The sequence below is a fragment of the Allobosea sp. 05T439 genome, assembly GCF_056396005.1.
Genome location: NZ_JBFTKP010000002.1, coordinates 362,343 through 384,546 on the forward strand (window position 1 = coordinate 362,343; position 22,204 = coordinate 384,546).

Sequence of the window (22,204 nt, forward strand, 5' to 3'; positions counted from 1 at the left end):
GCTCAGACGCTTCCAACCGTCTTCAGCCGGACGCGGGGATGGATTTCCCCCTGCGACAGCACGGGTGTCTCGCGGCGGAAGCGCTCGATGATCTGGCGCACGAACGGTCGTGCCATGCCGGAGGTGACCAGCGCCGGCATCTCGCCGATACGCGCCGCGTCCTCGAACTTGTCGCGGACCTGATGCACGAATTCCTGCAGGCGCGAGGGCTGCATGGCCAGATGCCGGTCCTCACCCTGGCCGACGATCGACTCGGCAAAGATGCTCTCCCAGGCCGGCGAGAGCGTGATGATCGGCAAATGCCCCTGCTGGTTCGAGAACTGGGCACAGATCTGCCGGGCCAGCCGCACCCGGACATGTTCGGCGATGTCGCGCGGGTTCTTGATACCGCCGGCGACTTCGGCGATGCCTTCGACGACGGTGGCGAGATCGCGGATCGAGATGCGCTCCGCGAGCAGCAGCTGCAGCACGCGCTGGATTCCCGTGGTCGAGATCTGGCTCGGCACGATCTCCTTGACGAGGTCGGCATGGTCCTTGGGCAATTCGCGCAGCAGTTTCTGCACCTCGCCATGCGAGAGCAGCTCCGGCATATGCGACTTCAGCACCTCGGTCAGATGCGTCGAGATCACCGTGGCGGCATCGACCACAGTGAAGCCGCGCAGCTGCGCCTCATCCTGCAGTGATGCATCGATCCAGGTGGCAGGCAGGCCGAAGGTCGGCTCCAGCACATTATGGCCGGGCAGGTTCACGCTGCCGCCCATCGGGTCCATGGCCATGAACTGGCCGGCATAGACGATGCCGTGCCCCGCATCGATCTCCTTGATCTTGATGTAGTAGTGGTTTGCCTCGAGCTGGACATTGTCGACGATGCGCACCGCGGGCATCACGAAGCCGAGCTCGGCAGCAAGCTGACGGCGCAGTGCCCGGACCTGATCGGTCAGCCGATCCTGCCCACCCGCCGCGTTGACCAGCGGCAGCAGCCCGTAGCCGATCTCGATCTTGAGCTCGTCGAGCTTGAGCAGATCGTTGAGCGTCTCCTCCTTGGGCGTACCGTCGGCGGCAAGCGGCGATGCCGCCTGCGCGGCCTGCGCCACCTCGACCTCCTTGGCCTTGGCGATCCGGCCGAAATGGCGCGCGAGCCAGGCCGAACCGCCTGCGAGCAGCAGGAAGGGCAGCATCGGGATACCGGGCAGGATTGCGATCAGCAGCATTACCGCCGCCGACATGCCGAGCGCCTTCGGGTAACCTGAGAGCTGCCTGCCGAGCGCCTTGTCGGCGGCGCCGCGCACGCCTGACTTGGAGACCAGCAGGCCGGCCGCCGTCGAGACGATCAGGGCCGGAATCTGGCTGACGAGGCCATCGCCGACGGTCAGCTGCGTATAGGCGCGCGCCGCATCGCCGAAGCCCATGCCCTGCTGCGCGACGCCGATGATGATGCCGCCGAGGACGTTGATGAAGGTGATGAGCAAGCCGGCGATGGCGTCGCCGCGCACGAATTTCGAGGCACCGTCCATCGAACCAAAGAAGTTGGCCTCGTCCTCCAGCGCCTTGCGGCGCTCCTTGGCGACGTCCTGATCGATGAGACCGGCCGAGAGATCGGCGTCGATCGCCATCTGCTTGCCGGGCATGGCATCCAGGGCGAAGCGCGCCGCAACTTCGGCGATGCGGCCCGAACCTTTGGTGATGACCACGAAATTGACGATGATCAGGATGGTGAAGACGATCACCCCGATCACGAAATTGCCGCTCATCACGAAATTGCCGAAGGCTTCGATGACGTGGCCAGCGGCGGCACTGCCTTCGTGGCCGTGAGCGAGGATCAGGCGCGTCGAGGCGAGATTGAGCGCCAGCCGCAACATCGTGACGATCAGCAGCACTGTCGGAAAAGCCGAGAACTCCAGCGGCTCCTCGATGAAGAGCGCCGTCATCAGCACCAGTACGGACAGGATGATCGACAAGGCCAGGAGCAGGTCGAGCAGCAGTGCCGGCAGCGGGAAGATGAGCACCACGAGGATGCCCATGACGCCGATGGCAAGAAACAGGTCGGGCCGGTTGAGGAAATTCCCCATGGCACCGCCGCTGGGCATCTTGAAACCGCCACCGGCGCCCGCCGTCATATCCGTCATCGACCAGTCCACTCCCCGTCGCGACGCGGCCGTCAGGCAACCATGCCCCTCCAGCTTCCGCGACGATACCCGGCAATTCTTGCCGGGTTCATGGTGAATGAATGGTTAAGCCGACCAGAAAATCGGGCCGTGGAACCCCTTCCTGAATGGATCGTTATTGAACTGCCGCGTTCTGGCCCCATTCGACCGAACAACTCGCGAGCGGGGTCGACATACTGGCTTTTCCGGCCGACTTGATTGGAGATATTCGTGGATAGACGTTCCTTTGTTTTGAGCCTTTTCGGTGGCCTCGCAGCGGCCGGCTTTGGCGGGACCGCCATTGCCCAGGCAGCGACGGGCAAGACCACCCCGACGCCGGAGATATTGCCTGCCAACGAATTGAATGCCGCAACCAAGGCCGCGCTTGACCGTGCCGATGCCGATTTCAGTCAGGTGGTGGCCCGCGAACGCACCGTCGTTCGGCGGCCTCGTCCGGCTTACCGGCGTCCGGTCGTGGTACGCGAGCGTGTAGTCGTGCGCCGCCCCGCCCCGCGCTATCGCCGCCCCGTGGTGGTGCGCCGGAATGTGATCGTGCGCTGAGACGCAGGAGTTGGGGAAGGCGGTGCCGAAGGGCGCCGCCTTCTTCGTATGAGGCGAAGCCATGAGGCACGCCAGACGATGAGGGAGGATCGCCATGTCGCCGCACGAAGCGGCTCTGCCCGCGGTCATCGCGACGGATATCCCGGCCCGGCTCGATCGCCTGCCATGGTCGCGCTTTCACACGCTGGTCGTGGTGGCTCTCGGGATCACCTGGATCCTGGATGGGCTGGAAGTGACCCTTGCCGGCTCGGTCTCGGGGGCACTGAAGGATAGTCCGGCGCTCCGCTTCACCAATACGGAAATCGGCCTCGCCGGTGCCGCCTATATCGCCGGCGCCGTATTCGGCGCCCTGTTCTTCGGCTGGTTGACCGACAGGCTCGGCCGCAAGCGCCTCTTCAGCATCACCGTTCTTGTCTACCTCGCAGCCACGGCCGCGACGGCCTTCTCTTGGAGCGTCACGAGCTTCCTGATCTTCCGGTTCTTCACCGGTATGGGGATCGGCGGTGAATACACGGCGATCAACTCGACCATTCAGGAGCTGGTACCGGCGCGCGTGCGCGGGTGGGTCGATCTCGTCATCAACGGCTCGTTCTGGGTCGGAGCAGCCTTGGGCGCAATCGGAGCGATCGTCCTGCTCGACCCCGCCACCATCAACCCCGAACTCGGCTGGCGGCTCGCCTTCTTCATCGGCGCGGCGCTCGGCCTGATCATTCTCATCTTGCGGCGCTGGATCCCTGAAAGCCCGCGCTGGCTGATCAGCCATGGCCGCGCTGAGGAAGCGGCTGCGATCGTGACACGCATCGAGGCGCAAGCCGGCGTCAGCTACAGCGCCAGTGAAGGCCTGGCGCAGATCCGCCTGCGGCCACGACCGGCGACGCCGCTTGGCGAGGTCTTTCATTCCCTCTTCGTGACGCATCGCCAGCGAGCGCTGGTCGGGCTGGCGCTGATGGTCGCGCAGGCCTTCTTCTACAATGCGATCTTCTTCACCTACGCCTTGATCCTGACCGATTTCTACCAGGTGCCTTCGCATCTGATCGGTTGGTTCATCCTGCCCTTCGCCGCCGGCAATTTCCTGGGTCCGCTCCTGATCGGGCGTCTCTTCGATACTCTGGGCCGGCGCACCATGATCGCGGCGACCTATGCTCTGTCGGCGTTGCTGCTGGCCGGTACCGGCTATCTATTCGCGCGGAATCTGGTGACGGCCTCCCAGCTCACGCTGTGCTGGAGCGTCGTGTTCTTCTTCGCGTCCGCCGCCGCAAGCTCGGCCTATCTGACGGTCAGCGAGACGTTCCCCGTCGAGATGCGCGCGCTCGCCATCGCGGTCTTCTACGCCATCGGCACCGGCGCGGGTGGCATTGCCGGTCCCTGGCTGTTCGGTGCGCTGATCGACACCGGATCGCGGGCAAGCGTCTTCGGCGGCTACCTATTTGGCGCGGCCCTCATGCTGGCTGCTGCCGTCATTGCAGCGCTCTACGCAGTCAGGGCTGAACGCCGGCCGCTGGAAAGCGTCGCCCGGCCCTTGAATGCCGCGGATTGAGCCCGCCGGACGGCATGGCCGATGCGGGAGGGAGGGCGATCGGTTGGAACAATGCGCTGTAACAAGCGTTAGCATCTGGCACCATTTCGGGGATGCCGAAAGGGTGGCCGAAACCCTGTCTGGAGGACGCCGTGGATAGACGTTCGTTCATGATAACCCTGTTCGCCGGCATGGCTATGGCCAGCCTTGGCGGGACGGCTGGCGCCGCAGCGGCCGAGCCCAAGCTCATTCCCACCCCTGAACCGGCCGAGGATGAAGGCAAGCTTGCCGCCGAAGCCAGCGAAGCGCTGGACAAGGCGGACGCCGAGTACAGTTATTATTACAGGCGGCGCTATTATGGGTATCGCCGCCCCTATTACCGCCCGAGATACTATTATCGACCGCGGTACTATCGCCCTCGGTATTATTACCGCCCGCGACCCTATTACCGCCGTCGGTACTATTACTGACCCTCTCCTCGGAATTGCCCCCGGGGTCAGGCGACGCTGACGCGCGCCTGTCCCGGCTCGGCAACCGCAATACCGGCCGAGGTATATTCGCCGAGCTTGTTGCGGAGCGTGCGGATCGAGATTCCGAGGATCTTGGCCGCATGCGTGCGGTTTCCGAGACAGTGGTCCAGCGTATCCAGGATGAGGTCGCGCTCGACATCGGCAACAGTCCGGCCCACCAGGCCGCGTGTCACGGCCTCAGCGGTCTGAACGACACGGCTCGCGACGTCGTGACCTGACGACGGGCCAAGCGACTCGCCTTCCGGGGTCACCATCGCATCAGGTCCGATCTCCGTGCCCTGGGCCAGCAGGACCGCGCGGTGAACCGTGTTCTCGAGCTCCCGCACATTGCCTCGCCAGCCATTGGCCAACAGTGCCTTGCGGGCATCGGCCGCAATCGGACGCAGGGGCATACCGTTGATCTCGGCATATTTCTTGGCGAAATGATCCGCCAGCACAAGGATATCGCCCGGCCGCTCGCGCAAGGCGGGAAGCCGCAGATGCACGACGTTCAGGCGATAGAACAGGTCTTCGCGAAAGGAGCCTTCGCGAACCGCTTCGCCGAGATTCCGGTTCGAGGTCGCGATGATCCGGAGATCGACCTTCACAGGCTGCGAGCCGCCGACGCGGTCGATCATCCGTTCCTGAAGCGCACGCAGCAGCTTCGCCTGCAGGCGGACATCCATCTCGGAAATCTCGTCGAGCAGGAGTGTGCCGCCATGAGCCTCCTCGAACTTTCCAATGCGCCGCGCGATCGCACCGGTGAAGGCGCCCTTCTCATGGCCGAACAGTTCCGATTCCAGCAGATTGTCGGGAATTGCCGCGCAATTCACGGCAACGAAGGGCTTGTCCTTGCGCAGCGACTTCTGATGCAGATGGCGGGCAATGACCTCCTTGCCGGTGCCGCTCTCGCCGGTCACCAGAACAGGCGCCTCCGAGCGCGCAATCTGGCCGGCGAGTTGCACCACGCGCTCCATGGCCGGATCACGCCAGATCAGGCTGGACTGGTCGGCTGCGACGGCTTCCAGCACCGCCGCGATCAGCTCCGGATCAGGCGGCAGCGGCACATATTCGCGCGCGCCGGCCTGGATCGCGGCAACCGCCGCACGCGCATCGGTCGAGGTACCGCAGGCAACGATCGGCGTGCGGATGCGCTCGCTCTCCAAAGCCGCGACGAACTGCGCGATCGGCTGGGCGACATCGATCATCAGCAGGTCGGCGCCCTTGGCGCGCAACACCGCCAGGGTCTGATCGAGGCCGTCAGTATGGGTCACGGCGGCGCCATGCGAGATGGCGATCTTGGCCGCAGCGATGATCTGTCCCTTGAGACCGCCGACAATGATGAGGCGCATGGCTCAGGCCTTTCCCGATGAGTGCGTAACAGGCCGGGCGAACATCACCGGTCGGCCTTGATGATTTCGGTCATCGTGACGCCCAGACGATCCTCGACGACGACGACCTCGCCGCGCGCAACCAGGCGTTCATTGACGAAGATGTCGATCGCCTCGCCGACGCGCCGGTCGAGCTCCAGCACCGCCCCCGGGCCGATCTGAAGCAGATCGCCGACCGCGATCCGCGAGGAGCCGAGCACGGCAGAGACCGTGACGGGAACGTCGAAGACTTGTTCCAGATCCTCGGCGGTCTTGATCGGAACGGGCCCGGAGCGAGCGACGGAGGCCGCGTTGTGGTCGAATGAGAGATCGGCCGGGCTCAGCGGCGGCAGGTTCAGATCGTTCTCCTGGCTCATAGCGATCCTCCCTGGGTGGCGTTGGACTGGGGCATATGGCCGAAGATGCTGCGCACGGCCTCTTCGACCTTCTGCCCGATCAAGGCGCTGTCGATGGCCATGCCACCATCGGCCCATTCGATGCGGCCATCACCCGGCCCGATATCGGATTGCCCCAAGACGACGAGGCGGCCGGCAAAGCCGGTTTCGCGGGCGAGCCCCGCGAGCATGCTCTCCATCGTCTCGACGGCGCTCTCGTGGACACGCACCACCAGATGCGGGGCGAGGCGGGCGTGGCTCAGGCATTCGCGCACCACCGCTTCGATCCTCGCGAGCGGCCGCTCGGCCAAGGCCGCGCCGGCGAGGGTCTGCGCCGTCACGATGGCGACCTGGGCAGCCTGTTCCTCGATGGCGAAGGCGCGCTTGTCCTCCTCGACGAGCAGCCGCTCGACCGATCGCACGAGATGGGCAAGCAGCCCGTTCAACTGCGCGTCGGCCTCGCGCCGGCCCTGCTCCTGCCCGGCGGCAAACCCGTCCGAGCGCGCCGCCGCCAGATCCGCTTCGCTGACGGCACGCCGGTTGCCCTCGCGAAAATCGGTTCCGAACATGAATTTCTTGGCGGTGCTCATCGTCAGTAGACCAACTCGTCTTCGGAATTGCCCTTGGACAGAACGATCTCGCCCTTGTCGGCAAGGTCCTTCGTCAGGGTCACCATCTTGGTTTGGGCCTCATCGACCTCCTTCAGCCGAAGCGGCCCGAGGCTTTGCATGTCGTCCTGCATGTTCTTGGCGGCGCGCTGCGACATGGCGCCGAAGAAAAAGGCGCGCATGTCCTCGCTGGCGCCCTTCAGGGCCCGGGCCAGCACATCCTTGTCGACCTGCCGCATCAGGGTCTGCAGCCCGGCCTGGTCAAGCTTGGCGAGATCCTCGAAGGTGAACATCAGGGCACGGATACGCGTGGCCGATTCCTGGTTGGACTCGTCAAGCGCCGACATGAAACGGATCTCGGTCTGGCGGTCGAAACCATTGAAGATCTCGGCCATCATCTCGTGCGGGTCACGCCTGCGCGTCTGCGTCAAGGTCGCAACGAATTCCGAGCGCAGCGTGTTCTCGATGTGGTCGAGCGCTTCCTTCTGCACCGACTCCATCCGCAGCATGCGGGCGACCACTTCGATCGAAAGTTCGTTCGGAAGGTTGCGCAGGACATTGGCGGAATGCTCGGGCCGGATGCGCGACAGGATCACGGCGATGGTTTGCGGGTACTCGTTCTTCAGGAAGTTCGCGAGCACGACAGCGTCGATATTGCCGAGCTTCTGCCACATGTTTCGCCCGGCCGGACCGCGGATCTCCTCCATGATCAGCGCAACCTGATCGGAGGGCAGGATCTTCTCGAGCAGCGAAATGGTGCGGTCGAAGGAGCCGGTGATCGCGCCCGCGCTCGAGAGCTTGCTGACGAAATCCAGCATCAGCCGCTCGACCATGTCGGAATCGACCGTTCCGAGCTCGGCCATCGCGCGGGTGATGATGCGGATCTCTTCGTCGTCGAACTGCTGCCAGATGGGTCGGCCGTGATCCTCGCCGAGCACCAGCAGAATGACGGCAGCCCGCTGCGGCCCGCTCATGCCCGCATAATTCATCGGCACCGGCGCGGGATCGTAGTCGGAGGCATCGCCTCCGTCGCTTCCGGAATTGCGTGTCGCGATGGATCGGGTTGCTGCCATGCCTCAGAGCCCCGTCACGCCGGCGCTTTTTCGTGAATCCAGCCGCGCAGCACCGCGACCGTATCGGCGGGATTCTGCGTGACCATTGCCCCGATCTTCTCGACCGACTGCGCCTTGAGCTGGCCCTTGATCTGCGCGATCGCCAGCATCCGCTCGGACGGCGCCTCGACCTCTACGGCCGTCACTTCTCCATTGGGGCCAATGACCCGCGGGCTCGCAGGGTCGCCTGTCCCATCGTCCTGGATCATTGCCACGCCGTTGCGCATGAAAGTCGGGATCGGGCGCACCGACTTGTCGCTTGCCAACACCTGCTTCAGCAGCGGACGCACCACCACCATCAGCACGATCAAGGTCAGCAGCGAGATGACGCCCATCTCGAAGAGCCGAATGACGTCCTCCCGGGTGAAGGACATCAGCTGTTGCATCATCGTCTGCTCGGTGAGGTCGGCAACGGCCGGAGGAGCCTCGGCAAAGCGCAGATTGACGACCTCGACCTTGTCGCCGCGGGCCTGGTCGAAGCCGACAGCGGTGCGAACCAGCTGGTTGATGCGCTCGAGCTCTTCCGGGCTGCGCGGCTGATAGCCGAGCTCGCTGCCCTGGCCACGGGTATAGCTGCCATCGACCAGCACCGCGACGGAGAGCTTCTTGACCCTCCCACCCTCGAGGACCTCGGTCCGAGTCGTGCGCGAGATCTCGTAGTTCACCACCTCTTCGTTCTTGGCGGAGACATCGCGCTGGTTCTGGGCGTTCTGCCCCTGCTGCTGCGCGCCGGGCAGTTCGTTGCCGACGGTGACGGCGCCGTTCTGCGCCTCGTTGCTGGCGGAATTCTCGGTGCGATTCTGGCTGGACCGGATGACCTTGCTCTCGGGATCGAAGGTCTCGGACCGGCTCTCGATGCGATTGCTGTCGAGCGTGGCCGAAACCTGCACGCGCGCCCGCCCCTGGCCGACGATGCTGGCGACGATGTCCTCGATCTGTGTCTTGATCCGCTTCTCGATCGCAGTCTGCCGCTCGTCGAGCCCGAGCCCGGCCAGCCCCTGCTCGCCCTGAGCGCCATCGGCCAGCAGTCGGCCGCGCTCGTCGACGATCGAGACGCGCTCCGGCTTCAGGCCGTCGACGGCGGAGGCTACGAGGTGACGAACCGCACGAACCTGGGCCGGATCGAGTTCGCCTGCGAGCTTGAGCGCGATCGAGGCGCGAGGCGGTTCGCGATCGCGTTCGAACAGGCGCTTCTCCGGGATGACGAGGTGGACGCGCGCCGCCTGCACCCGGCCGATAGAACGGATGGTCCGCGACAGCTCGCCCTCGAGCGCCCGCAGATGGTTGATGTTCTGGACGAAGCTGGTCGACGAGAAGGCATCGCCCTTGTCGAAGATCTCGTAGCCGACGCCGCCGCCGGAGGGGATGCCCTTGCCGGCAAGGTCCAGTCGCAGGCGCGGCACATCCGTCTTGGCGACCAGCACCGTCTGGCCGTCGCTGCGCAGTTCGTATTTGATGCCCCGGGTGTCGAGATCCTTCAGGATGGCGTTCACATCCTGGGTCGACAGATCCGAAAACAGCACGCTCATGGCGGGCTGAGACATCTTCAGCATGACGAAGCCGAAGAAGCCGACGAGTGCGAGCGTGACGGCCAGCATCGCCGCCAGCCGGGCCGCTCCGAATTTCGTAAACTGCTCGACGATCCCGTTCACGCCGTCATCCGTTTCACAACCCCGTCAGAGCAACGCGCGCAACGCCGCTCACTAGGCAAGTTTTTCCCAGTGCATGGTTAGCAACCCGTTAATTTCCGAGAGCGGGCTGTAAAGAATGCTGTTGATGGGCCTGTGTCTCGGCAGCCGTCGCCCGCCTCGCGGGCCGGCGATCGGGAGCCGAGACCGGGCAAATCCCGTTTCCTCCGACCCCGATTATCGTCTAGACAGCACGCAACGTCGGAGGAGAACCGAGTGGCAGGCCAAGGCGAGCATCACGAATTCCGCTCCGGACACGGGGCTGTCGAAGGATCAAGCGATCGCTCGTTCGGGCTGGTCTTCACCGGCGTGTTTGCGCTGCTGGCCCTTTATAATGGCTGGCACCATGGCCGAGCCTGGCCTTGGCTCGTCGGGATCGCGGCGGTCTTTCTGGCGATCACGCTGGTGCGCGCTTCGCTGCTCGCGCCTTTGAACAAGCTGTGGACCCGCTTCGGACTGCTGCTCGCCAGTGTCGTCAACCCAATCGTCCTCGGGCTGCTGTTCTTTGCCGTCTTCACGCCGATCGGTCTGCTGGCCCGGCTTCTCGGCAAGGATTTCCTCAGGCTCCGGCGCAAGCCTGAAGTCGCGAGCTACTGGGTCCGCCGCGATCCGCCGGGACCAGAGCCGCTCTCGATGAAAGATCAATTCTAATGGGACAGCACTGATGTCGTTTCTGAGAGAGTTCTTCCGCTTCATGAAGGCCCGGAAGAAGTTCTGGCTGATCCCGATCCTGCTGATCAGCCTGTTGTTCGGCGGCCTGCTCGTGCTGACGCATGGCAGCGCTGTGGCGCCCTTCGTCTACACCCTGTTCTGATCGGGCCCGCATGCGCGTTCTGGGGATCTCGGGCCTGTATCACGACAGCGCCGCCGCGCTCGTCGTCGATGGCACCATCGCGGCCGCCGCTCAGGAGGAGCGCTTCACCCGCAAGAAGCACGATGCCGATTTTCCGCATCGCGCGGTCGAGTACTGCCTCTCGGTTGCCGGCTGCGGATTGGACGAACTCGACGCGGTCGTCTTCTACGACAAGCCCTTCGTCAAGTTCGAGCGACTTCTAGAGACCTATCTCGCGTTCGCCCCGCGCGGCTTCAGCTCGTTCCGTATGGCGATGCCGCTCTGGCTGCGTGAAAAGCTGTTCCAGAAGCACATCATCGGCAAGGAATTGCGCAAGATCGCGCCCGGCTTCGATGCCGAGAAACTGCTCTTCACCGAGCACCACCTCTCGCACGCTGCCTCGGCCTTCTACCCCTCGCCTTTCGAGGACGCGGCCGTCCTGACCATGGATGGCGTCGGCGAATGGGCGACGATGACGCTCGCCATCGGCCAAGGCAGCGATCTCAAGATCCATAAGGAGCTGCACTTCCCGCATTCGCTCGGGCTGCTCTATTCCGCCATCACCTATTACATCGGCTTCAAGGTCAATTCCGGCGAGTACAAGGTCATGGGCCTCGCGCCCTATGGCGAGCCGCGCTACGCCGCCCTGATGCTCGAAAAACTGGTGGATCTGAAGCCGGACGGCAGCTTCCAGCTCGATCAGAGCTATTTCAACTACGCCACCGGCCTGACCATGACGAATGAACGCTTCGCCGCGTTGTTTGGTCAGCCGGTGCGTGCGCCCGAACAGTTGTTGACCCAGTTCCACATGGACATGGCTGCCTCGATCCAGGCGGTGACCGAGGAGATCGTGCTGCGCCTCGCCCGTTCGGTGCGGGCCGAAACCGGCCAGAAGAACCTGTGCCTGGCGGGTGGCGTCGCGCTGAACTGCGTCGCCAATGGCAAGCTCCTGCGTGAGGGTGTCTTCGACGGCCTCTGGATCCAGCCGGCGGCCGGCGATGCTGGCGGGGCGCTTGGCGCAGCGCTTGCCGGCTATCACCTTTTCGGTGGCCACCCGCGAAGGCTCAATCCAGGCGGCGGTGATTCAATGCTGGGCAGCTATCTCGGCCCCAGCTTCGCGCAAGCCGAGATCGAGGCCGAATTGACGACTGCCGGCGCGCGCTTCGAGGTTCTCGGTGACGACGCCCTGATCGTGGCCACCGCGCAGGCGCTGGCTGAGGGCAAGGCGGTCGGCTGGATGCAAGGCCGCATGGAATTCGGTCCGCGCGCCCTCGGCGGCCGCTCGATCCTCGGTGATCCACGTTCGCCGTCGATGCAGAAGACGCTGAATCTCAAGGTCAAGTACCGCGAGAGCTTCCGGCCCTTCGCGCCATCGGTGCTGCGTGAGGATGTCGGGACCTGGTTCGAACTCGATACCGACTCGCCCTATATGCTGCTCGTCGCCGATGTGCGCAAAGAGCGCCGCCGCGACATGAGCGAGGCCGAGAAGGCCCTTTTCGGCATCGACAAGCTCAATGTGCCGCGCTCCGACATTCCGGCCGTGACCCATGTCGATTATTCCGCACGCATCCAGACGGTGCATGAGGATACCAACCCGCGCTATCATGCGCTGCTCAGCCGCTTCAAGGACCTGACCGGCTGCCCGGTTCTGGTCAACACAAGCTTCAACGTGCGCGGCGAGCCCATCATCTGCAACGCCACCGACGCCTTCCGCTGCTTCATGGGGTCGGAGATCGAGGTCCTCGTCGCCGGCAACTGCATCCTCCGCAAGGAGGTGCAGGATCCCAGCCTCAAACTCGATTACAAGGAAGCCTTCGAGCTCGACTGAAACGCAAAAGGCGCGCCTCGCAGCGCGCCCATTGTGCCCGGACAGGACCGATCCAGCAAAGCGCGAGCGCTCCGCTCCACCGGTCTACTGACGATAATGCTGGATGCGCGTGGTGCGCAGCCCGGCGAGCCCGTGCTGGTCAATCGACATCTGCCAGCTCAGGAACTCGTCGACAGTCAGGGTATAGCGCTGGCAGGCTTCTTCAAGGCTGAGCAGGCCACCGCGCACGGCAGCAACCACCTCGGCCTTACGCCGGATGACCCAGCGGCGCGTATTCATTGGCGGAAGATCGGCAATCGTCAGCGGACTTCCGTCCGGGCCGATCACATATTTCACCCGCGGTCGCAACGGCTCGGTCATGATACACTCACACAACTCAACAGACCTAGTTGTGTTGACCTTAAGACCGCGGCTTTAAGAATTGCCTAAAGCGATAGCGCCGGATTTCGGTATCGGCACGAATGCTCACTGCCCCCGCACCACGGTCTTCACCTTGTCGATCGGAACGCTGATGGTGCCGATCTTGAGCATCGGGATCGAGCTGGTGAAGTCGACGCCGTCGACCACACCGCTGATCTGGGTCTTGGCGGTCATCGCCTGTCCGGTGGTGTCCTTGGCATCGATGCTGATGGTGTAATCGCCCTCAGGCGCATTCACGCCGGTCGAGGTCTTGCCGTCCCACTTGTAGGTCTGGTCGCCCGCATCGAGGTTTCTGGTCAAGGTCTGGACGACGCTACCGGTGGAATTCTTGATGGTGATGGTCGCGGAACCGCCCCTCGGGGCGTTGATCTTCCATGAGGCGGCGCCGTCCTTCAGCCGCGCCGTCGTGCCCTCGGCCGTAATGGTCGCGCCGATGAAGCCCACCGCATTGGTCGCCGTACTGGCGGCGCTGAGGCCGAGCAGCGAGCCCAACGTCTCGTTGGTCTTGAGTTGCTGCTCGACGCCGGCGAACTGCACGAGCTGCGCCGTGAACTGGTTGGTGTCGAGCGGGTCGAGCGGACTTTGGTTCTTGAGCTGGGTCGTCAGCAGCGTCAGGAACTGATCGAAATTATTGGCGATCGCGCTTCCGCCGCCGCTGACATTGGTAGCGGAGCCAGTGCCGGTGCTCGATGAGGTGTTGGAAACGGTCATGATCCGCCCCTTCAGATGCTGAGGTCGACGCCGCCGAGCCTGACGAGGCGGCGGATGGGCGCGGGCTGCGCCGGAATGGCTGAGGCATCGCCGAGCTCGGCGGCGCCAGGCTGGATGCGGGCACGGCGCGGCGCCTCGTCATCCTGCCGCTGCTGGCGGAAACCGGGCTGATCGTTCGGATCGCGCAATGTGATGTCGACTCCGCTATCCGAGGGTTTGAGACCGGCCTGCTCGAAGGCCCGCTCAAGCGTCCGCGCATCGCGCTGAAGCAGGTGCAGGGTCTCCACACGGTCGACGACCAGTTTTGCACTGACCTCGCCCTTCTCGGAGATCTCGAGATTAACGTCGACGCGGCCAAGTTCAGGCGGGTCAAGCCGAATATCGAAGCGTTTGCTGCCGGCAAGGGCACGCAGACCGATCTCGATCGGGACGACATGGAGCGGTGTCGGCTGGCCGTCAGCCATGCCGCGATGCATGCCGGCCGAAGGCTGCTGCGCCGCCTTGGCCGGGTCGATATCAGGCAGACCGGCAATGCCTTCCGGCTTGCCGGAATGCGACGCTACGGCCGCGGACAGCTCGATCGGCACCGGCACCTGCTGCACTTCGACAGGCTTGAACAGGTCGGCGAGCGGCTGCCCCGCAGCGACGGTGGTATTGGCCGGGCCGGTCGCAGTTTCCTTCGATGCGGCGATCGTCGGTCCCGCATGCGGTTTCTCCGCCGGCTTGCCGACTTCGTCGCCTTCGGAGGTCGACGCGGCGGCATCGGTTGCGGAAGCAGCGGCCATGACAGACGCCTCGGCAGCCGGCGCGGCTGGCACGATGGTCTGGGCCGGCATAGCTGCCTGCGCCATCCCGGTGGGAATCCCCTGAGCCGCCTTCGTCCCACCTGGGACGGCTTCATCGCCGATGCCTGCCGCAGCGATATCGCCACCGACCAACGGCAGAGCGACGACAACCGGGATAGCCGCCGGCGCGGGTATTGGCATCGCGACAGCAGTCTCGACAGGCTTGTCAGCGGAGGCCGTTTCCTTCGGCTCGGAATCCGTCGGTTTTTCTTCGCCACCAGGCTTTCCAGCGACGGCGGTCTTGCCGGCTGCGGCCTGTTCGGCGACGGCAATGGCGACGAGCGCGCCGATATCCGGCTTGGGCTGGGTCGCGGTCGGAGGTGCTTCGGCGGTCTCCGCCGCCGGCACCACCGCGGTGGCCCCCTTGAGCAGCACCGCGGGCTGCACCGTCACTAGCGCCGAGGCGGCCGCCTTCTGCTCCTGTGTCGCACTGGCCTTGCCGCTTGCCTCCGGCTTCGTCGCCGCAGCGTCGTCCTTCGCCGCGGCCGGCACCTCCTGGTCGCCGCCGCCCTCAGGCAGGCTGAATGGCGCGGCCGCACCATCGGAGCCGCGCTCTGGCGCACGGCGGCGCGACGCAGCCTGCTCGGCATTGGGCGAGGCGACTGAGGAGGAGACGGCAGACATCAGGTAAATCCGGACCGCGGGCAGGAACATGCCCAGGCCGCGAGCAGCAAGTCTCGCGCCAGGACGCCGTTCCTTTGTTTTCAAGGCGGTAGCGGCCGTGCCCCGACCGTTCGCGGCAAGATTCGCCTTGCCCTCTCCGATGAGGCGGCAGGATTTGCCGATCGCTCACTGGCCCGCCCCTGTCAAAGCCGGTATAGAACCGCCACATAGTCGCCTTCGCCAGGATGATCCCGCTCGCCATGACCTCCCCCCTCAACTCCCTCGACATCGCCAAGCCGCCCGCGGCGACGCGCGTCGTCGCGGCGATGTCCGGAGGCGTGGACTCGTCCGTGGTGGCCGCCCTGCTCAAGCGCGAAGGCTATGATGTCGTCGGCGTGACCCTGCAGCTCTACGATCACGGAGCCGCTGTCCATCGGGCCGGGGCCTGCTGCGCGGGACAGGACATTCATGATGCCCGCCGCGTCGCCGAGACGATCGGCATCCCGCATTATGTTCTCGATTATGAGAGCCGCTTCCGCGACGCCGTGATCGAGCGCTTTGCCGAGAGCTATCTCGCCGGCGAGACGCCCATTCCCTGCGTCGAGTGCAATCGCACCGTCAAGTTCCGCGACCTGCTCGGGCTCGCCCGCGAACTCGGCGCCGATGCGCTGGCGACGGGACACTATGTCGCCAGCCGGGCCCTTGGCAGCGGCCATCGCGGCCTCTTTCGCGCCGCGGACGAAGCCCGCGACCAGAGCTATTTCCTTTATGCGACGACGCAGGATCAGCTCGACCTGCTGCGTTTCCCGCTCGGCGAAATCGACAAGGCTCAGACCCGCGCCCTTGCCGCCGAGCTCGGCCTGGCCATCGCCGACAAGCCAGACAGCCAGGACATCTGCTTCGTGCCGAATGGCCGCTATGCCGACGTCATCGAACGGTTGAAGCCCGGTGCTGCGCGCCCCGGCGACATCGTCCATCTCGATGGACGCGTGCTGGGCCGCCATGAAGGCGTCCTTCGCTACACTGTCGGACAGCGCAAGGGGCTTGGGATCAGCACGACGGAACCGCTCTATGTGCTGAGGCTCGATGCCGAACAGGCGCGCGTGGTCGTCGGACCGCGCGAGGCTCTCGGCGTGCGTGAAGTCCGGCTGCGCGATCTCAACTGGATCGGCGATGTCGCACTGGACGCCCTGCCGCCTGAAGGCCTCGATGTGGCGGTGCGTGTCCGCTCGACCCGCGCCCCGCGCGAAGCCCGGCTGTTGCGTGACGATTCCGGCCTCATCATCGTGCTCGCGGGCGAGGAGGAAGGCGTCTCTCCCGGCCAGGCCTGCGTGATCTACGACCATGCCGGATCCGGTGCGCGTGTCCTGGGTGGCGGCACCATCATCTCGCCTGCAGCCCAGGCTGCGGCTGCCCGGCTCGAGCTTGCCCTCGCTGCCTCGTGACTGCGGCCCCACCTCCCCCACCCACGCCACTCCGACCCAGTCGAGCTGCCCTATGCCTGTGACCTATGACCTCGAAGGCCAGAAGCGGGTCTATGCCACCTGGGCAAAGTTCTACGACAAGGTCTATTTGCGGCTGCTCGCCCGCGCCCAGCGCGAAGCCGTTGCGGCCGCTTGTGCCTGTGGCCCCGATATTCTCGAACTCGGCGTCGGCACCGGCCTGACGCTTGCCTATTTCACGCCGGACCGCCGTGTGCTTGGCGCCGATCTCTCGCTCGACATGCTGAAAGTGGCCAACCGTAAGGTCGCCAGCCAGGGGCTGAAGCATGTGAAGGGGCTGATGGTGATGGACGCCTGCCGCCTCGGCTTCGGCGACGAGCGCTTTGATGCGGTGACGGCGCAGTTCGTCATCACGCTGGTGCCAAACCCCGAACAGGCACTCGATGAAATGGACCGCGTCCTGAAGCCAGGTGGCGAGATCATCATCTCAAGCCGGCTGGTCGACGACAGTGCGCTGACAGCGCCGCTCTGGGCCGCGCTCGCACCGATCGCCAGGGCGATCGGCTGGAGCACGGATTTCAAGGTGCGCCGGCTGACGGATTGGGCCGCGCGGACAGGCCGCTACGACACCGTCCATGTCGGCAAGGGCTACTTCAAGGTCGTCAGACTGAGAAAGCGCCCGGCAAAGGCCTGAAGCCCGGCCGAGCGCAGTTACTCAGCGAAACCTGCGCTCAGCGATACTTGCTGGAGGAGGCCGGCCCGTTCGCCGCTTGCGGCGCAAAGCCGAAGCAGCCCTTCTGCACCATATTCGGATCGTTCTGCTCAGCCATCCTCTGGCAGAAGCTCAGACGCGTGCAGTAATCGGCGGCAATCCCCATGCCCGAGCCGAGCACGCCGAACTGGGTCTTGTAGGCGCAGGATTGCTGCCAGGGTTCGGCAGCCTGCACCGCGGCGGGAGTGATCATCACGAAGGGCGCGGTCACCAAGGATAGCACAGCTGCGGCAGCGAGCAGGCTCCTTCGGGCGAGCAGCTTCAAACCCATCGAGAAGCTGAACTGTTCTTGTACGAGCGAGCTCATATGCGAGGACTCCTGGATCATGGCCTCGCGAGCGACAGCGCACTGCGGCAACGGCAGCAACATGCAGCCCAGCCAGCGATGACCAACATTTGTACCCCTTTCATGTGAGCTAGGCATGGCCTGGCCGGGATCAAGCGCCCCGTCATTGCAGAAGTGCATGGCAGACCCCGAACAATTGCCATGTCTGCCTCCGGGGAAGCCGCCCGCATCTGTGTAAAGGATGTGAAGCATGCACCAGCAGGCTTGACGGCTCCCTGCTGCGCCCCCTATATCCGCGCCATCGCAAGCCGCCGGCGCCATTGTCGCTGGTCTTGGGGCGGGGTAGCTCAGCTGGTTAGAGCAGCGGAATCATAATCCGCGTGTCGGGGGTTCGAGTCCCTCTCCCGCTACCATCCCAAAGCATACTCCATTCGGATAGGCGGCTTTGCCGATCAGATCGTTGAGCCGGCCGGTGATAGTGATCGAGATGCCGTCGCTTATCGTCTTGTCGCGGTAGACCGTGACGCTTTCCACCAGGCTGCGGGTGATCTCGATACCCTCCCCGTCGCCGGCCTTAACCCGGCCGAGAGTGCAGACTGCATCTGTCCGAGCTGCTGCTCATAGCGCTCAAGAACCTGCGGATGCAGCGCCACCGTCTTCGGCGGCTCGGCGATTGTTTCGAGTTCGGCCCGCAACGCACGCTGCTCATTGGCTGCCCGCTTCTGGTCGTCGCTCGCCTTCTGCTAATCGCCCCATTCGTTGAGCAGCATGTCCATGGTGCGCCGGACGATCTTTTCCTTCTCGGCGATTTGCCGCTCGATCGTGGCGCGACGAAGGATCGCGTCGCTTGCGAGGCGCTGTCGCTCCTGGTGATAGGTGCGGACATATTCGGCCATGACCACCGGCGCGCGCATCTCGCCCTGCAGGCCGGCGAGCGCCGCGCGCTCGACCACGTCGAGATAGAACGTCTTCGGATCCGGACAGATGCCGCTCTCTGTCGCGGCCGAGCAGCGGATCCGGGTGCGGCCCGATTTGTCGACCCCGCAACGCGCCAGTCCGGATCCGCATGAGCCGCAGCGCAACAGCCCAGAAAACAAATAGCGCGGCGCCGGTTTGCCTTGCGCATGCTCGATCGAGCGCTCGGCCTTGCGTGCCTGCACCTTGTCCCACAGTTCGCGGTCGACCAGGGCCAGATCCGGCCGATCGACGCTCTGCCATTCGCTCTCGGCATTCGGGCGCGAGACGCGCCGACCATTGGCCGGGTCCTTCACCATCCGGACCTTGTTCCAGACGATGCGGCCGGCATAGAGCTCGTTCAGCAGGATGCCCGAACCGCGGCGGCCATTGCCGTTGATCGTCGAGGCGTTCCACGCCCAGCCCCGCGGCGGTGCGATGCCCTCCCGGTTCAGCTCGTTGGCAATGCTGCGCGGCGCCTTGCCGGCGGCGTAGTGGGTGAATAGCCGCGGCTAATCCACGTAGGGATTGGCTGCGAGCCATTCCTCCAGGGCGTCGACGATCCTGGTCAGTTCGGCTCTTCCGGCGTATCCTCAAGGCATCCGGTCAGGCCCTGGACGTGCTCGATCGCGCGGGCGACGTCCGTGGCGCAGCGGCAGCGGCAGGTCGGACATGCTGGCTAGCCTCTTGTTTTGGTGTACCGACGCATGGCCACGAAAGCTCTCTCAGCGCGCGGCGTCGATCAAACTGCGGGCTATCTGCTTTGCGATCGTCTGAGCTTCCGAGCTCGTCCACTTGTGAGCGGGGCTTACCATGCGCATCCCTGCATCTTCTTCGAAGTAAACAAAGGCCAGCACGCGCTCGCGAGCGTCCATTACCCGATAGCATGACTGATTGCGCTTGATGCGGAGGGGGAGCCGGAACGGGATCATGCCGGTTTTCAGAAGGGGATTTGGAGGCGGTTCAACGGCTCTGGAACGGGACAAGGTTGGAATATGAGCGGCGGCATGTGGTCCTCCTCCCAGCAGAAGGCCACATAGTCGAGCTCCGCCCATTCGTTGGCTTCGGGGCTTCCAGGGCGCGCGTCCTCGATCTCGGCCACGCGCTGCCGAGCCGCCAACCATTCCAGGGTATCGGTGATGGCCATCGCGCCCCGCATCGTCAGTGCCGCGTCGCCTCGTTGTCATTGAACCCGACGCACCTTGCCTCGCGGAGCCAGTGCCAAGGGTCGCCGGCGGATTGCTCGACCAGCCAGAGCTGCGGCTTGCCGTCGCCCGGCAGGAAGAAGGCGTAGTCCTCGCCATTCGCCAGGCGATAGGGCGGATCGAAAACAACCAGCTTCTGCACCTCGCCGATGTTCAATTGGACCCGGCTCAACTCGAAATTCCCGCCGCGGGCGATGATCTGCTCGGCCTCGCGGCCAGACAGGGCAGTTCCTGCGGGGGTAGGCGACGGCAGCATAGCTTGACTCCTTGGGGTGCTTGGATGTTCTAATTTTGTTCTCATTCGAGCGCGAGTCAAATGTCATCTTCCGATGTCGATCAGGCCCACCATTCCGCCGACCCTGGAGACGGATCTCCGGCACGATCCGTGGATCGTGCTTCGCTTTCGCTGCGATTACTGCAAGCGCTGGGCCGACGGAGGCCTGGAGGCCTGTGCGGAGAAATCGGCTCCGCGATGATACTGGGCTGGCCCGTTCGGGACTTTGACAGCGTCCCGCATTCGGGCGTCTTGGTTCATGAAAAATCGGTTGTTAGCCAGGCCGTTAGCCGACCTTCAGGCCTTCTGCATTTGGGTACACTGTCCTCGAGTTAAAGCCGCACGTTCGAATCGTGTCGGGCGCGGAATTTCGGTTCAAACCTGCGAACCGCAAGCCCATCGACCATCCGGAAGTTGATTATCCTCCTGAGGAAAACTCGAAAGCGCCAGTGTCAATGATTCGACAGGTACAATGGCGAGCCGGCGCTTCTGAAGCGTTCGACGGCTCTCCCGATGTGGTCGCGCATTAAGCTCGCATTCTTGACCGTTGATTCGACGCCGCGCTCAGCCCAGAGCTGACGGGCAGAGCATGGCGCAACGGACAGCGATAGCACGCTGCCTACGCTCTCCAATCCGATCCAAACTATGTTCCGATCCCGAAGGAGCCGTCGGGGGGAATGTGATGTGGGAAGCGGCGCTGATACTTCGCGATCAGCTTCGGATCAAAGGTGTCTTCCCGGTCACGCGGTATCCGCAACTCCACCTTCGAGCTCCCGCCCCGACCCGTCTCCTTCGAAGCGTTGCGGCGAGGAGGCTTCCCGGCAGCAGCCTCACCGTGTCCAGCCCCGCTGACAGAACCCCGTTCGCAGCGCCTTCTTCAACTCGCCGCCCGAGGTTTGCCGATCGGCTTACTGCATGATTCGGACGTGCGGCCGGCGATAACGTTATTGTCTATTGCGTGAACCAACCGCAGGCTTGTTAAAGCATCAGATTTAACAGGATTTTGACAAGAAACATTATTGTTCTGGCGCCAATGATACGCCGCCCGAATAAATAAGTACTTGATTCAAATAATGGCTCTAGAGCCGCCTAGGCCTGCCGGGTTTGAGATTCGATTCTAGCTGAATACTAAGTTAATCGGGCGAAATCCAAGCATTAATTGGAATATTAATCTTTTATATACCAATTATATTCACTGACGATGCCGGACTGCGGCATGTACCGTGTCTGTTTATCTCTATAATTCTTCGGCCCGCAGGTAACGTAGATGTGGCTTGATAGCCACAGGGGGTCGACAATTGGCCCCGGCGCGGTGATTGAGGTTGATCGGCCACCCGGCTTTCGTATTGTGAAGGTGCGTCGGGACGTTCCCGGTCGCTGTTTTTCGTCTTCGCCTCTGAATGGTTCAGGGACGTGGGCGAAAGACCGGGATAGGCGGGTTCGCCGGTTTGGTCTCCTGGGGCCGATCGTCAAGAGCACGCTGAAGCCCGAGGGTCTCGAAACTCTTTTGGAGGTTACCAATGAAGCTCGTTAAGAGCCTCCTCCTCGGTTCTGCCGCCGGCTTCGCCGCGGTCGCCGGGGCTCAGGCCGCCGATCTTCCCTCGCGGAAGGCCGCTCCGGTCGAATACGTTCGCGTCTGCACCGCCTATGGCAGCGGCTTCTTCTACATCCCCGGCACCGATAGCTGCCTGCGCATCGGCGGCCGTCTCCGCGCTGAGTACACCTTCGGCGAGCGTTGGGGCGACCTGCAGGACTCGTACGGCACCCGCGCTCGTGGTCGTCTGAACATCGACCTGCGCACCGCCACCGCTTACGGCACCCTGCGCACCTTCATCCGTTATGACGTCACGGTTTCGACCGGCCCGTACGGCTACGGCGCGCTGAACGGCGGCGCGATCTTCGCCAACGGCGCTGCTGGCGCCAACAGCAACACGACTGGCATCAGCCTCGATAAGGGCTTCATTCAGTTCGGACCGATCACCGCTGGTCGCGCGCAGTCGTTCTTCGACTTCTACGCCAACGACCTCGGCTTCAGCTCGCTCCGCGGCTCGGACAACAGCCCGAACCTGTTGGCCTACACCGCGACCTTCGGCTCGGGCTTCTCGGCCACGATCTCGCTCGAAGACCGC

At 64.2% G+C, this 22,204-nt stretch carries 23 protein-coding genes, 1 tRNA gene and 2 pseudogenes; 10 read left to right on the forward strand and 16 right to left on the reverse strand.

Annotated elements, in window-relative coordinates; translation table 11 throughout:
• Positions 1 to 2: 2 nt before the first annotated feature.
• Positions 3 to 2,087: a flagellar biosynthesis protein FlhA gene (flhA, locus tag AC1DIO_RS03795; protein WP_476853137.1), complete on the reverse strand. Its 2,085-nt coding sequence runs from the start codon at positions 2,085 to 2,087 to the stop codon at positions 3 to 5.
• Between the two features lie 288 nt (positions 2,088 to 2,375).
• Here flhA and AC1DIO_RS03800 point away from each other — a divergent pair, with 288 nt between their 5' ends.
• The 3 genes from AC1DIO_RS03800 to AC1DIO_RS03810 all read left to right on the forward strand — a co-directional run bounded on the left by AC1DIO_RS03800 (position 2,376) and on the right by AC1DIO_RS03810 (position 4,691).
• Positions 2,376 to 2,705 carry a hypothetical protein gene (locus AC1DIO_RS03800; protein WP_476853125.1) on the forward strand — a complete coding sequence of 110 codons (330 nt, stop codon included), beginning with the start codon at positions 2,376 to 2,378 and terminating at the stop codon, positions 2,703 to 2,705.
• A gap of 94 nt (positions 2,706 to 2,799) precedes the next feature.
• Positions 2,800 to 4,242 carry an MFS transporter gene (locus tag AC1DIO_RS03805; protein ID WP_476853126.1) on the forward strand — a complete coding sequence of 481 codons (1,443 nt, stop codon included), beginning with the start codon at positions 2,800 to 2,802 and terminating at the stop codon, positions 4,240 to 4,242.
• 131 nt (positions 4,243 to 4,373) lie between these two features.
• On the forward strand, positions 4,374 to 4,691 hold the full coding sequence (locus tag AC1DIO_RS03810; protein WP_476853127.1) for a hypothetical protein: 318 nt from the start codon (positions 4,374 to 4,376) through the stop codon (positions 4,689 to 4,691).
• Positions 4,692 to 4,717: 26 nt separating this feature from the next.
• On the opposite strand, the gene flbD is transcribed toward AC1DIO_RS03810, so the two are convergent.
• From flbD to fliF, 5 genes are all read right to left on the reverse strand, one after another.
• Positions 4,718 to 6,082: a sigma-54-dependent transcriptional regulator FlbD gene (gene flbD / locus AC1DIO_RS03815; RefSeq protein ID WP_441489567.1), complete on the reverse strand. Its 1,365-nt coding sequence runs from the start codon at positions 6,080 to 6,082 to the stop codon at positions 4,718 to 4,720.
• Positions 6,083 to 6,126: 44 nt separating this feature from the next.
• Positions 6,127 to 6,477 (reverse strand): flagellar motor switch protein FliN, encoded by a 351-nt coding sequence (fliN, locus tag AC1DIO_RS03820; protein ID WP_113510893.1) that lies wholly within the window; start codon positions 6,475 to 6,477, stop codon positions 6,127 to 6,129.
• Positions 6,474 to 7,085: a FliH/SctL family protein gene (locus AC1DIO_RS03825; protein WP_441505133.1), complete on the reverse strand. Its 612-nt coding sequence runs from the start codon at positions 7,083 to 7,085 to the stop codon at positions 6,474 to 6,476. The genes fliN and AC1DIO_RS03825 overlap by 4 nt, the downstream gene beginning before the upstream one ends.
• 2 nt (positions 7,086 to 7,087) lie before the next feature.
• Positions 7,088 to 8,092 (reverse strand): flagellar motor switch protein FliG, encoded by a 1,005-nt coding sequence (gene fliG / locus AC1DIO_RS03830; RefSeq protein ID WP_476853138.1) that lies wholly within the window; start codon positions 8,090 to 8,092, stop codon positions 7,088 to 7,090.
• A 98-nt stretch (positions 8,093 to 8,190) separates the two neighbouring features.
• Positions 8,191 to 9,867: a flagellar basal-body MS-ring/collar protein FliF gene (gene fliF / locus AC1DIO_RS03835; protein WP_441489569.1), complete on the reverse strand. Its 1,677-nt coding sequence runs from the start codon at positions 9,865 to 9,867 to the stop codon at positions 8,191 to 8,193.
• Positions 9,868 to 10,119: 252 nt separating this feature from the next.
• On the opposite strand from fliF, the gene AC1DIO_RS03840 reads away from it, so the two are divergent.
• From AC1DIO_RS03840 to AC1DIO_RS03850, 3 genes are read left to right on the forward strand one after another with little or no spacing between them, the layout of a single operon-like run.
• On the forward strand, positions 10,120 to 10,554 hold the full coding sequence (locus AC1DIO_RS03840; RefSeq protein WP_476853128.1) for an SxtJ family membrane protein: 435 nt from the start codon (positions 10,120 to 10,122) through the stop codon (positions 10,552 to 10,554).
• A 13-nt stretch (positions 10,555 to 10,567) separates the two neighbouring features.
• Complete coding sequence (locus AC1DIO_RS03845; protein WP_162835449.1) at positions 10,568 to 10,717, forward strand: DUF5989 family protein; 150 nt, start codon at positions 10,568 to 10,570, stop codon at positions 10,715 to 10,717.
• Between the two features lie 10 nt (positions 10,718 to 10,727).
• The gene (locus tag AC1DIO_RS03850; protein WP_476853129.1) at positions 10,728 to 12,563 is read left to right on the forward strand and encodes a carbamoyltransferase family protein; all 1,836 of its coding nucleotides are present in this window, start codon (positions 10,728 to 10,730) and stop codon (positions 12,561 to 12,563) included.
• Positions 12,564 to 12,647: 84 nt separating this feature from the next.
• Here the strand turns inward: AC1DIO_RS03850 and sciP are convergent, their stop codons facing one another.
• From sciP to AC1DIO_RS03865, 3 genes are all read right to left on the reverse strand, one after another.
• Positions 12,648 to 12,923: a CtrA inhibitor SciP gene (gene sciP / locus AC1DIO_RS03855; RefSeq protein ID WP_038359348.1), complete on the reverse strand. Its 276-nt coding sequence runs from the start codon at positions 12,921 to 12,923 to the stop codon at positions 12,648 to 12,650.
• A gap of 105 nt (positions 12,924 to 13,028) precedes the next feature.
• Positions 13,029 to 13,694, reverse strand: a complete 666-nt coding sequence (locus tag AC1DIO_RS03860; RefSeq protein ID WP_441505129.1) for a flagellar hook assembly protein FlgD — start codon at positions 13,692 to 13,694, stop codon at positions 13,029 to 13,031.
• Between the two features lie 11 nt (positions 13,695 to 13,705).
• Positions 13,706 to 15,163: a flagellar hook-length control protein FliK gene (locus AC1DIO_RS03865; protein WP_476853130.1), complete on the reverse strand. Its 1,458-nt coding sequence runs from the start codon at positions 15,161 to 15,163 to the stop codon at positions 13,706 to 13,708.
• 239 nt (positions 15,164 to 15,402) lie between these two features.
• Between AC1DIO_RS03865 and mnmA the strand changes: the two genes are divergently transcribed.
• Positions 15,403 to 16,587: a tRNA 2-thiouridine(34) synthase MnmA gene (gene mnmA / locus AC1DIO_RS03870; RefSeq protein ID WP_476853131.1), complete on the forward strand. Its 1,185-nt coding sequence runs from the start codon at positions 15,403 to 15,405 to the stop codon at positions 16,585 to 16,587.
• 52 nt (positions 16,588 to 16,639) lie between these two features.
• Positions 16,640 to 17,278: a class I SAM-dependent methyltransferase gene (locus tag AC1DIO_RS03875; protein WP_476853132.1), complete on the forward strand. Its 639-nt coding sequence runs from the start codon at positions 16,640 to 16,642 to the stop codon at positions 17,276 to 17,278.
• Between the two features lie 37 nt (positions 17,279 to 17,315).
• Here the strand turns inward: AC1DIO_RS03875 and AC1DIO_RS03880 are convergent, their stop codons facing one another.
• Positions 17,316 to 17,663 carry a hypothetical protein gene (locus AC1DIO_RS03880; protein ID WP_476853133.1) on the reverse strand — a complete coding sequence of 116 codons (348 nt, stop codon included), beginning with the start codon at positions 17,661 to 17,663 and terminating at the stop codon, positions 17,316 to 17,318.
• A 315-nt stretch (positions 17,664 to 17,978) separates the two neighbouring features.
• Here AC1DIO_RS03880 and AC1DIO_RS03885 point away from each other — a divergent pair.
• Positions 17,979 to 18,055, forward strand: a tRNA-Met gene (locus AC1DIO_RS03885).
• A gap of 330 nt (positions 18,056 to 18,385) precedes the next feature.
• On the opposite strand, the gene AC1DIO_RS03890 is transcribed toward AC1DIO_RS03885, so the two are convergent.
• From AC1DIO_RS03890 to AC1DIO_RS03915, 6 genes and pseudogenes are all read right to left on the reverse strand, one after another.
• Positions 18,386 to 18,802 (reverse strand): recombinase zinc ribbon domain-containing protein, encoded by a 417-nt coding sequence (locus tag AC1DIO_RS03890; protein WP_476853139.1) that lies wholly within the window; start codon positions 18,800 to 18,802, stop codon positions 18,386 to 18,388.
• Positions 18,791 to 19,093: pseudogene (locus AC1DIO_RS03895) on the reverse strand (recombinase family protein); the annotation flags it as partial. The gene AC1DIO_RS03890 and the pseudogene AC1DIO_RS03895, both read right to left, overlap by 12 nt.
• 228 nt (positions 19,094 to 19,321) lie before the next feature.
• Positions 19,322 to 19,528: a hypothetical protein gene (locus AC1DIO_RS03900; protein ID WP_476853134.1), complete on the reverse strand. Its 207-nt coding sequence runs from the start codon at positions 19,526 to 19,528 to the stop codon at positions 19,322 to 19,324.
• Positions 19,529 to 19,536: 8 nt separating this feature from the next.
• Positions 19,537 to 19,743, reverse strand: a complete 207-nt coding sequence (locus AC1DIO_RS03905) for a hypothetical protein (RefSeq protein ID WP_476853135.1) — start codon at positions 19,741 to 19,743, stop codon at positions 19,537 to 19,539.
• A 14-nt stretch (positions 19,744 to 19,757) separates the two neighbouring features.
• A complete protein-coding gene (locus AC1DIO_RS03910; RefSeq protein ID WP_476775252.1) occupies positions 19,758 to 20,057 on the reverse strand; it encodes a hypothetical protein in 300 nt (99 codons plus the stop codon).
• 703 nt (positions 20,058 to 20,760) lie between these two features.
• A pseudogene (locus AC1DIO_RS03915) lies at positions 20,761 to 20,907 on the reverse strand (transposase); the annotation flags it as partial.
• A 688-nt stretch (positions 20,908 to 21,595) separates the two neighbouring features.
• On the opposite strand from AC1DIO_RS03915, the gene AC1DIO_RS03920 reads away from it, so the two are divergent.
• The coding region (locus AC1DIO_RS03920) for a porin (protein WP_476853136.1) at positions 21,596 to 22,204 on the forward strand (609 nt) is incomplete at its 3' end.

What these genes read in the sequence shown, in the direction of transcription:
- AC1DIO_RS03805 (WP_476853126.1), top strand. Translation starts at nt 2,800, where the DNA reads ATGTCGCCGCACGAAGCGGCTCTGCCCGCGGTCATCGCGACGGATATC.
- AC1DIO_RS03880 (WP_476853133.1), bottom strand. Translation starts at nt 17,663, where the DNA reads ATGAGCTCGCTCGTACAAGAACAGTTCAGCTTCTCGATGGGTTTGAAG.
- AC1DIO_RS03825 (WP_441505133.1), bottom strand. Translation starts at nt 7,085, where the DNA reads ATGAGCACCGCCAAGAAATTCATGTTCGGAACCGATTTTCGCGAGGGC.
- AC1DIO_RS03860 (WP_441505129.1), bottom strand. Translation starts at nt 13,694, where the DNA reads ATGACCGTTTCCAACACCTCATCGAGCACCGGCACTGGCTCCGCTACC.
- fliN (WP_113510893.1), bottom strand. Translation starts at nt 6,477, where the DNA reads ATGAGCCAGGAGAACGATCTGAACCTGCCGCCGCTGAGCCCGGCCGAT.
- fliG (WP_476853138.1), bottom strand. Translation starts at nt 8,092, where the DNA reads ATGAATTATGCGGGCATGAGCGGGCCGCAGCGGGCTGCCGTCATTCTG.
- flhA (WP_476853137.1), bottom strand. Translation starts at nt 2,087, where the DNA reads ATGCCCAGCGGCGGTGCCATGGGGAATTTCCTCAACCGGCCCGACCTG.
- AC1DIO_RS03850 (WP_476853129.1), top strand. Translation starts at nt 10,728, where the DNA reads ATGCGCGTTCTGGGGATCTCGGGCCTGTATCACGACAGCGCCGCCGCG.
- AC1DIO_RS03845 (WP_162835449.1), top strand. Translation starts at nt 10,568, where the DNA reads ATGTCGTTTCTGAGAGAGTTCTTCCGCTTCATGAAGGCCCGGAAGAAG.
- AC1DIO_RS03875 (WP_476853132.1), top strand. Translation starts at nt 16,640, where the DNA reads ATGCCTGTGACCTATGACCTCGAAGGCCAGAAGCGGGTCTATGCCACC.
- AC1DIO_RS03900 (WP_476853134.1), bottom strand. Translation starts at nt 19,528, where the DNA reads ATGATCCCGTTCCGGCTCCCCCTCCGCATCAAGCGCAATCAGTCATGC.
- mnmA (WP_476853131.1), top strand. Translation starts at nt 15,403, where the DNA reads ATGACCTCCCCCCTCAACTCCCTCGACATCGCCAAGCCGCCCGCGGCG.
- AC1DIO_RS03910 (WP_476775252.1), bottom strand. Translation starts at nt 20,057, where the DNA reads ATGCTGCCGTCGCCTACCCCCGCAGGAACTGCCCTGTCTGGCCGCGAG.
- AC1DIO_RS03905 (WP_476853135.1), bottom strand. Translation starts at nt 19,743, where the DNA reads ATGGCCATCACCGATACCCTGGAATGGTTGGCGGCTCGGCAGCGCGTG.
- flbD (WP_441489567.1), bottom strand. Translation starts at nt 6,082, where the DNA reads ATGCGCCTCATCATTGTCGGCGGTCTCAAGGGACAGATCATCGCTGCG.
- sciP (WP_038359348.1), bottom strand. Translation starts at nt 12,923, where the DNA reads ATGACCGAGCCGTTGCGACCGCGGGTGAAATATGTGATCGGCCCGGAC.
- AC1DIO_RS03865 (WP_476853130.1), bottom strand. Translation starts at nt 15,163, where the DNA reads ATGTCTGCCGTCTCCTCCTCAGTCGCCTCGCCCAATGCCGAGCAGGCT.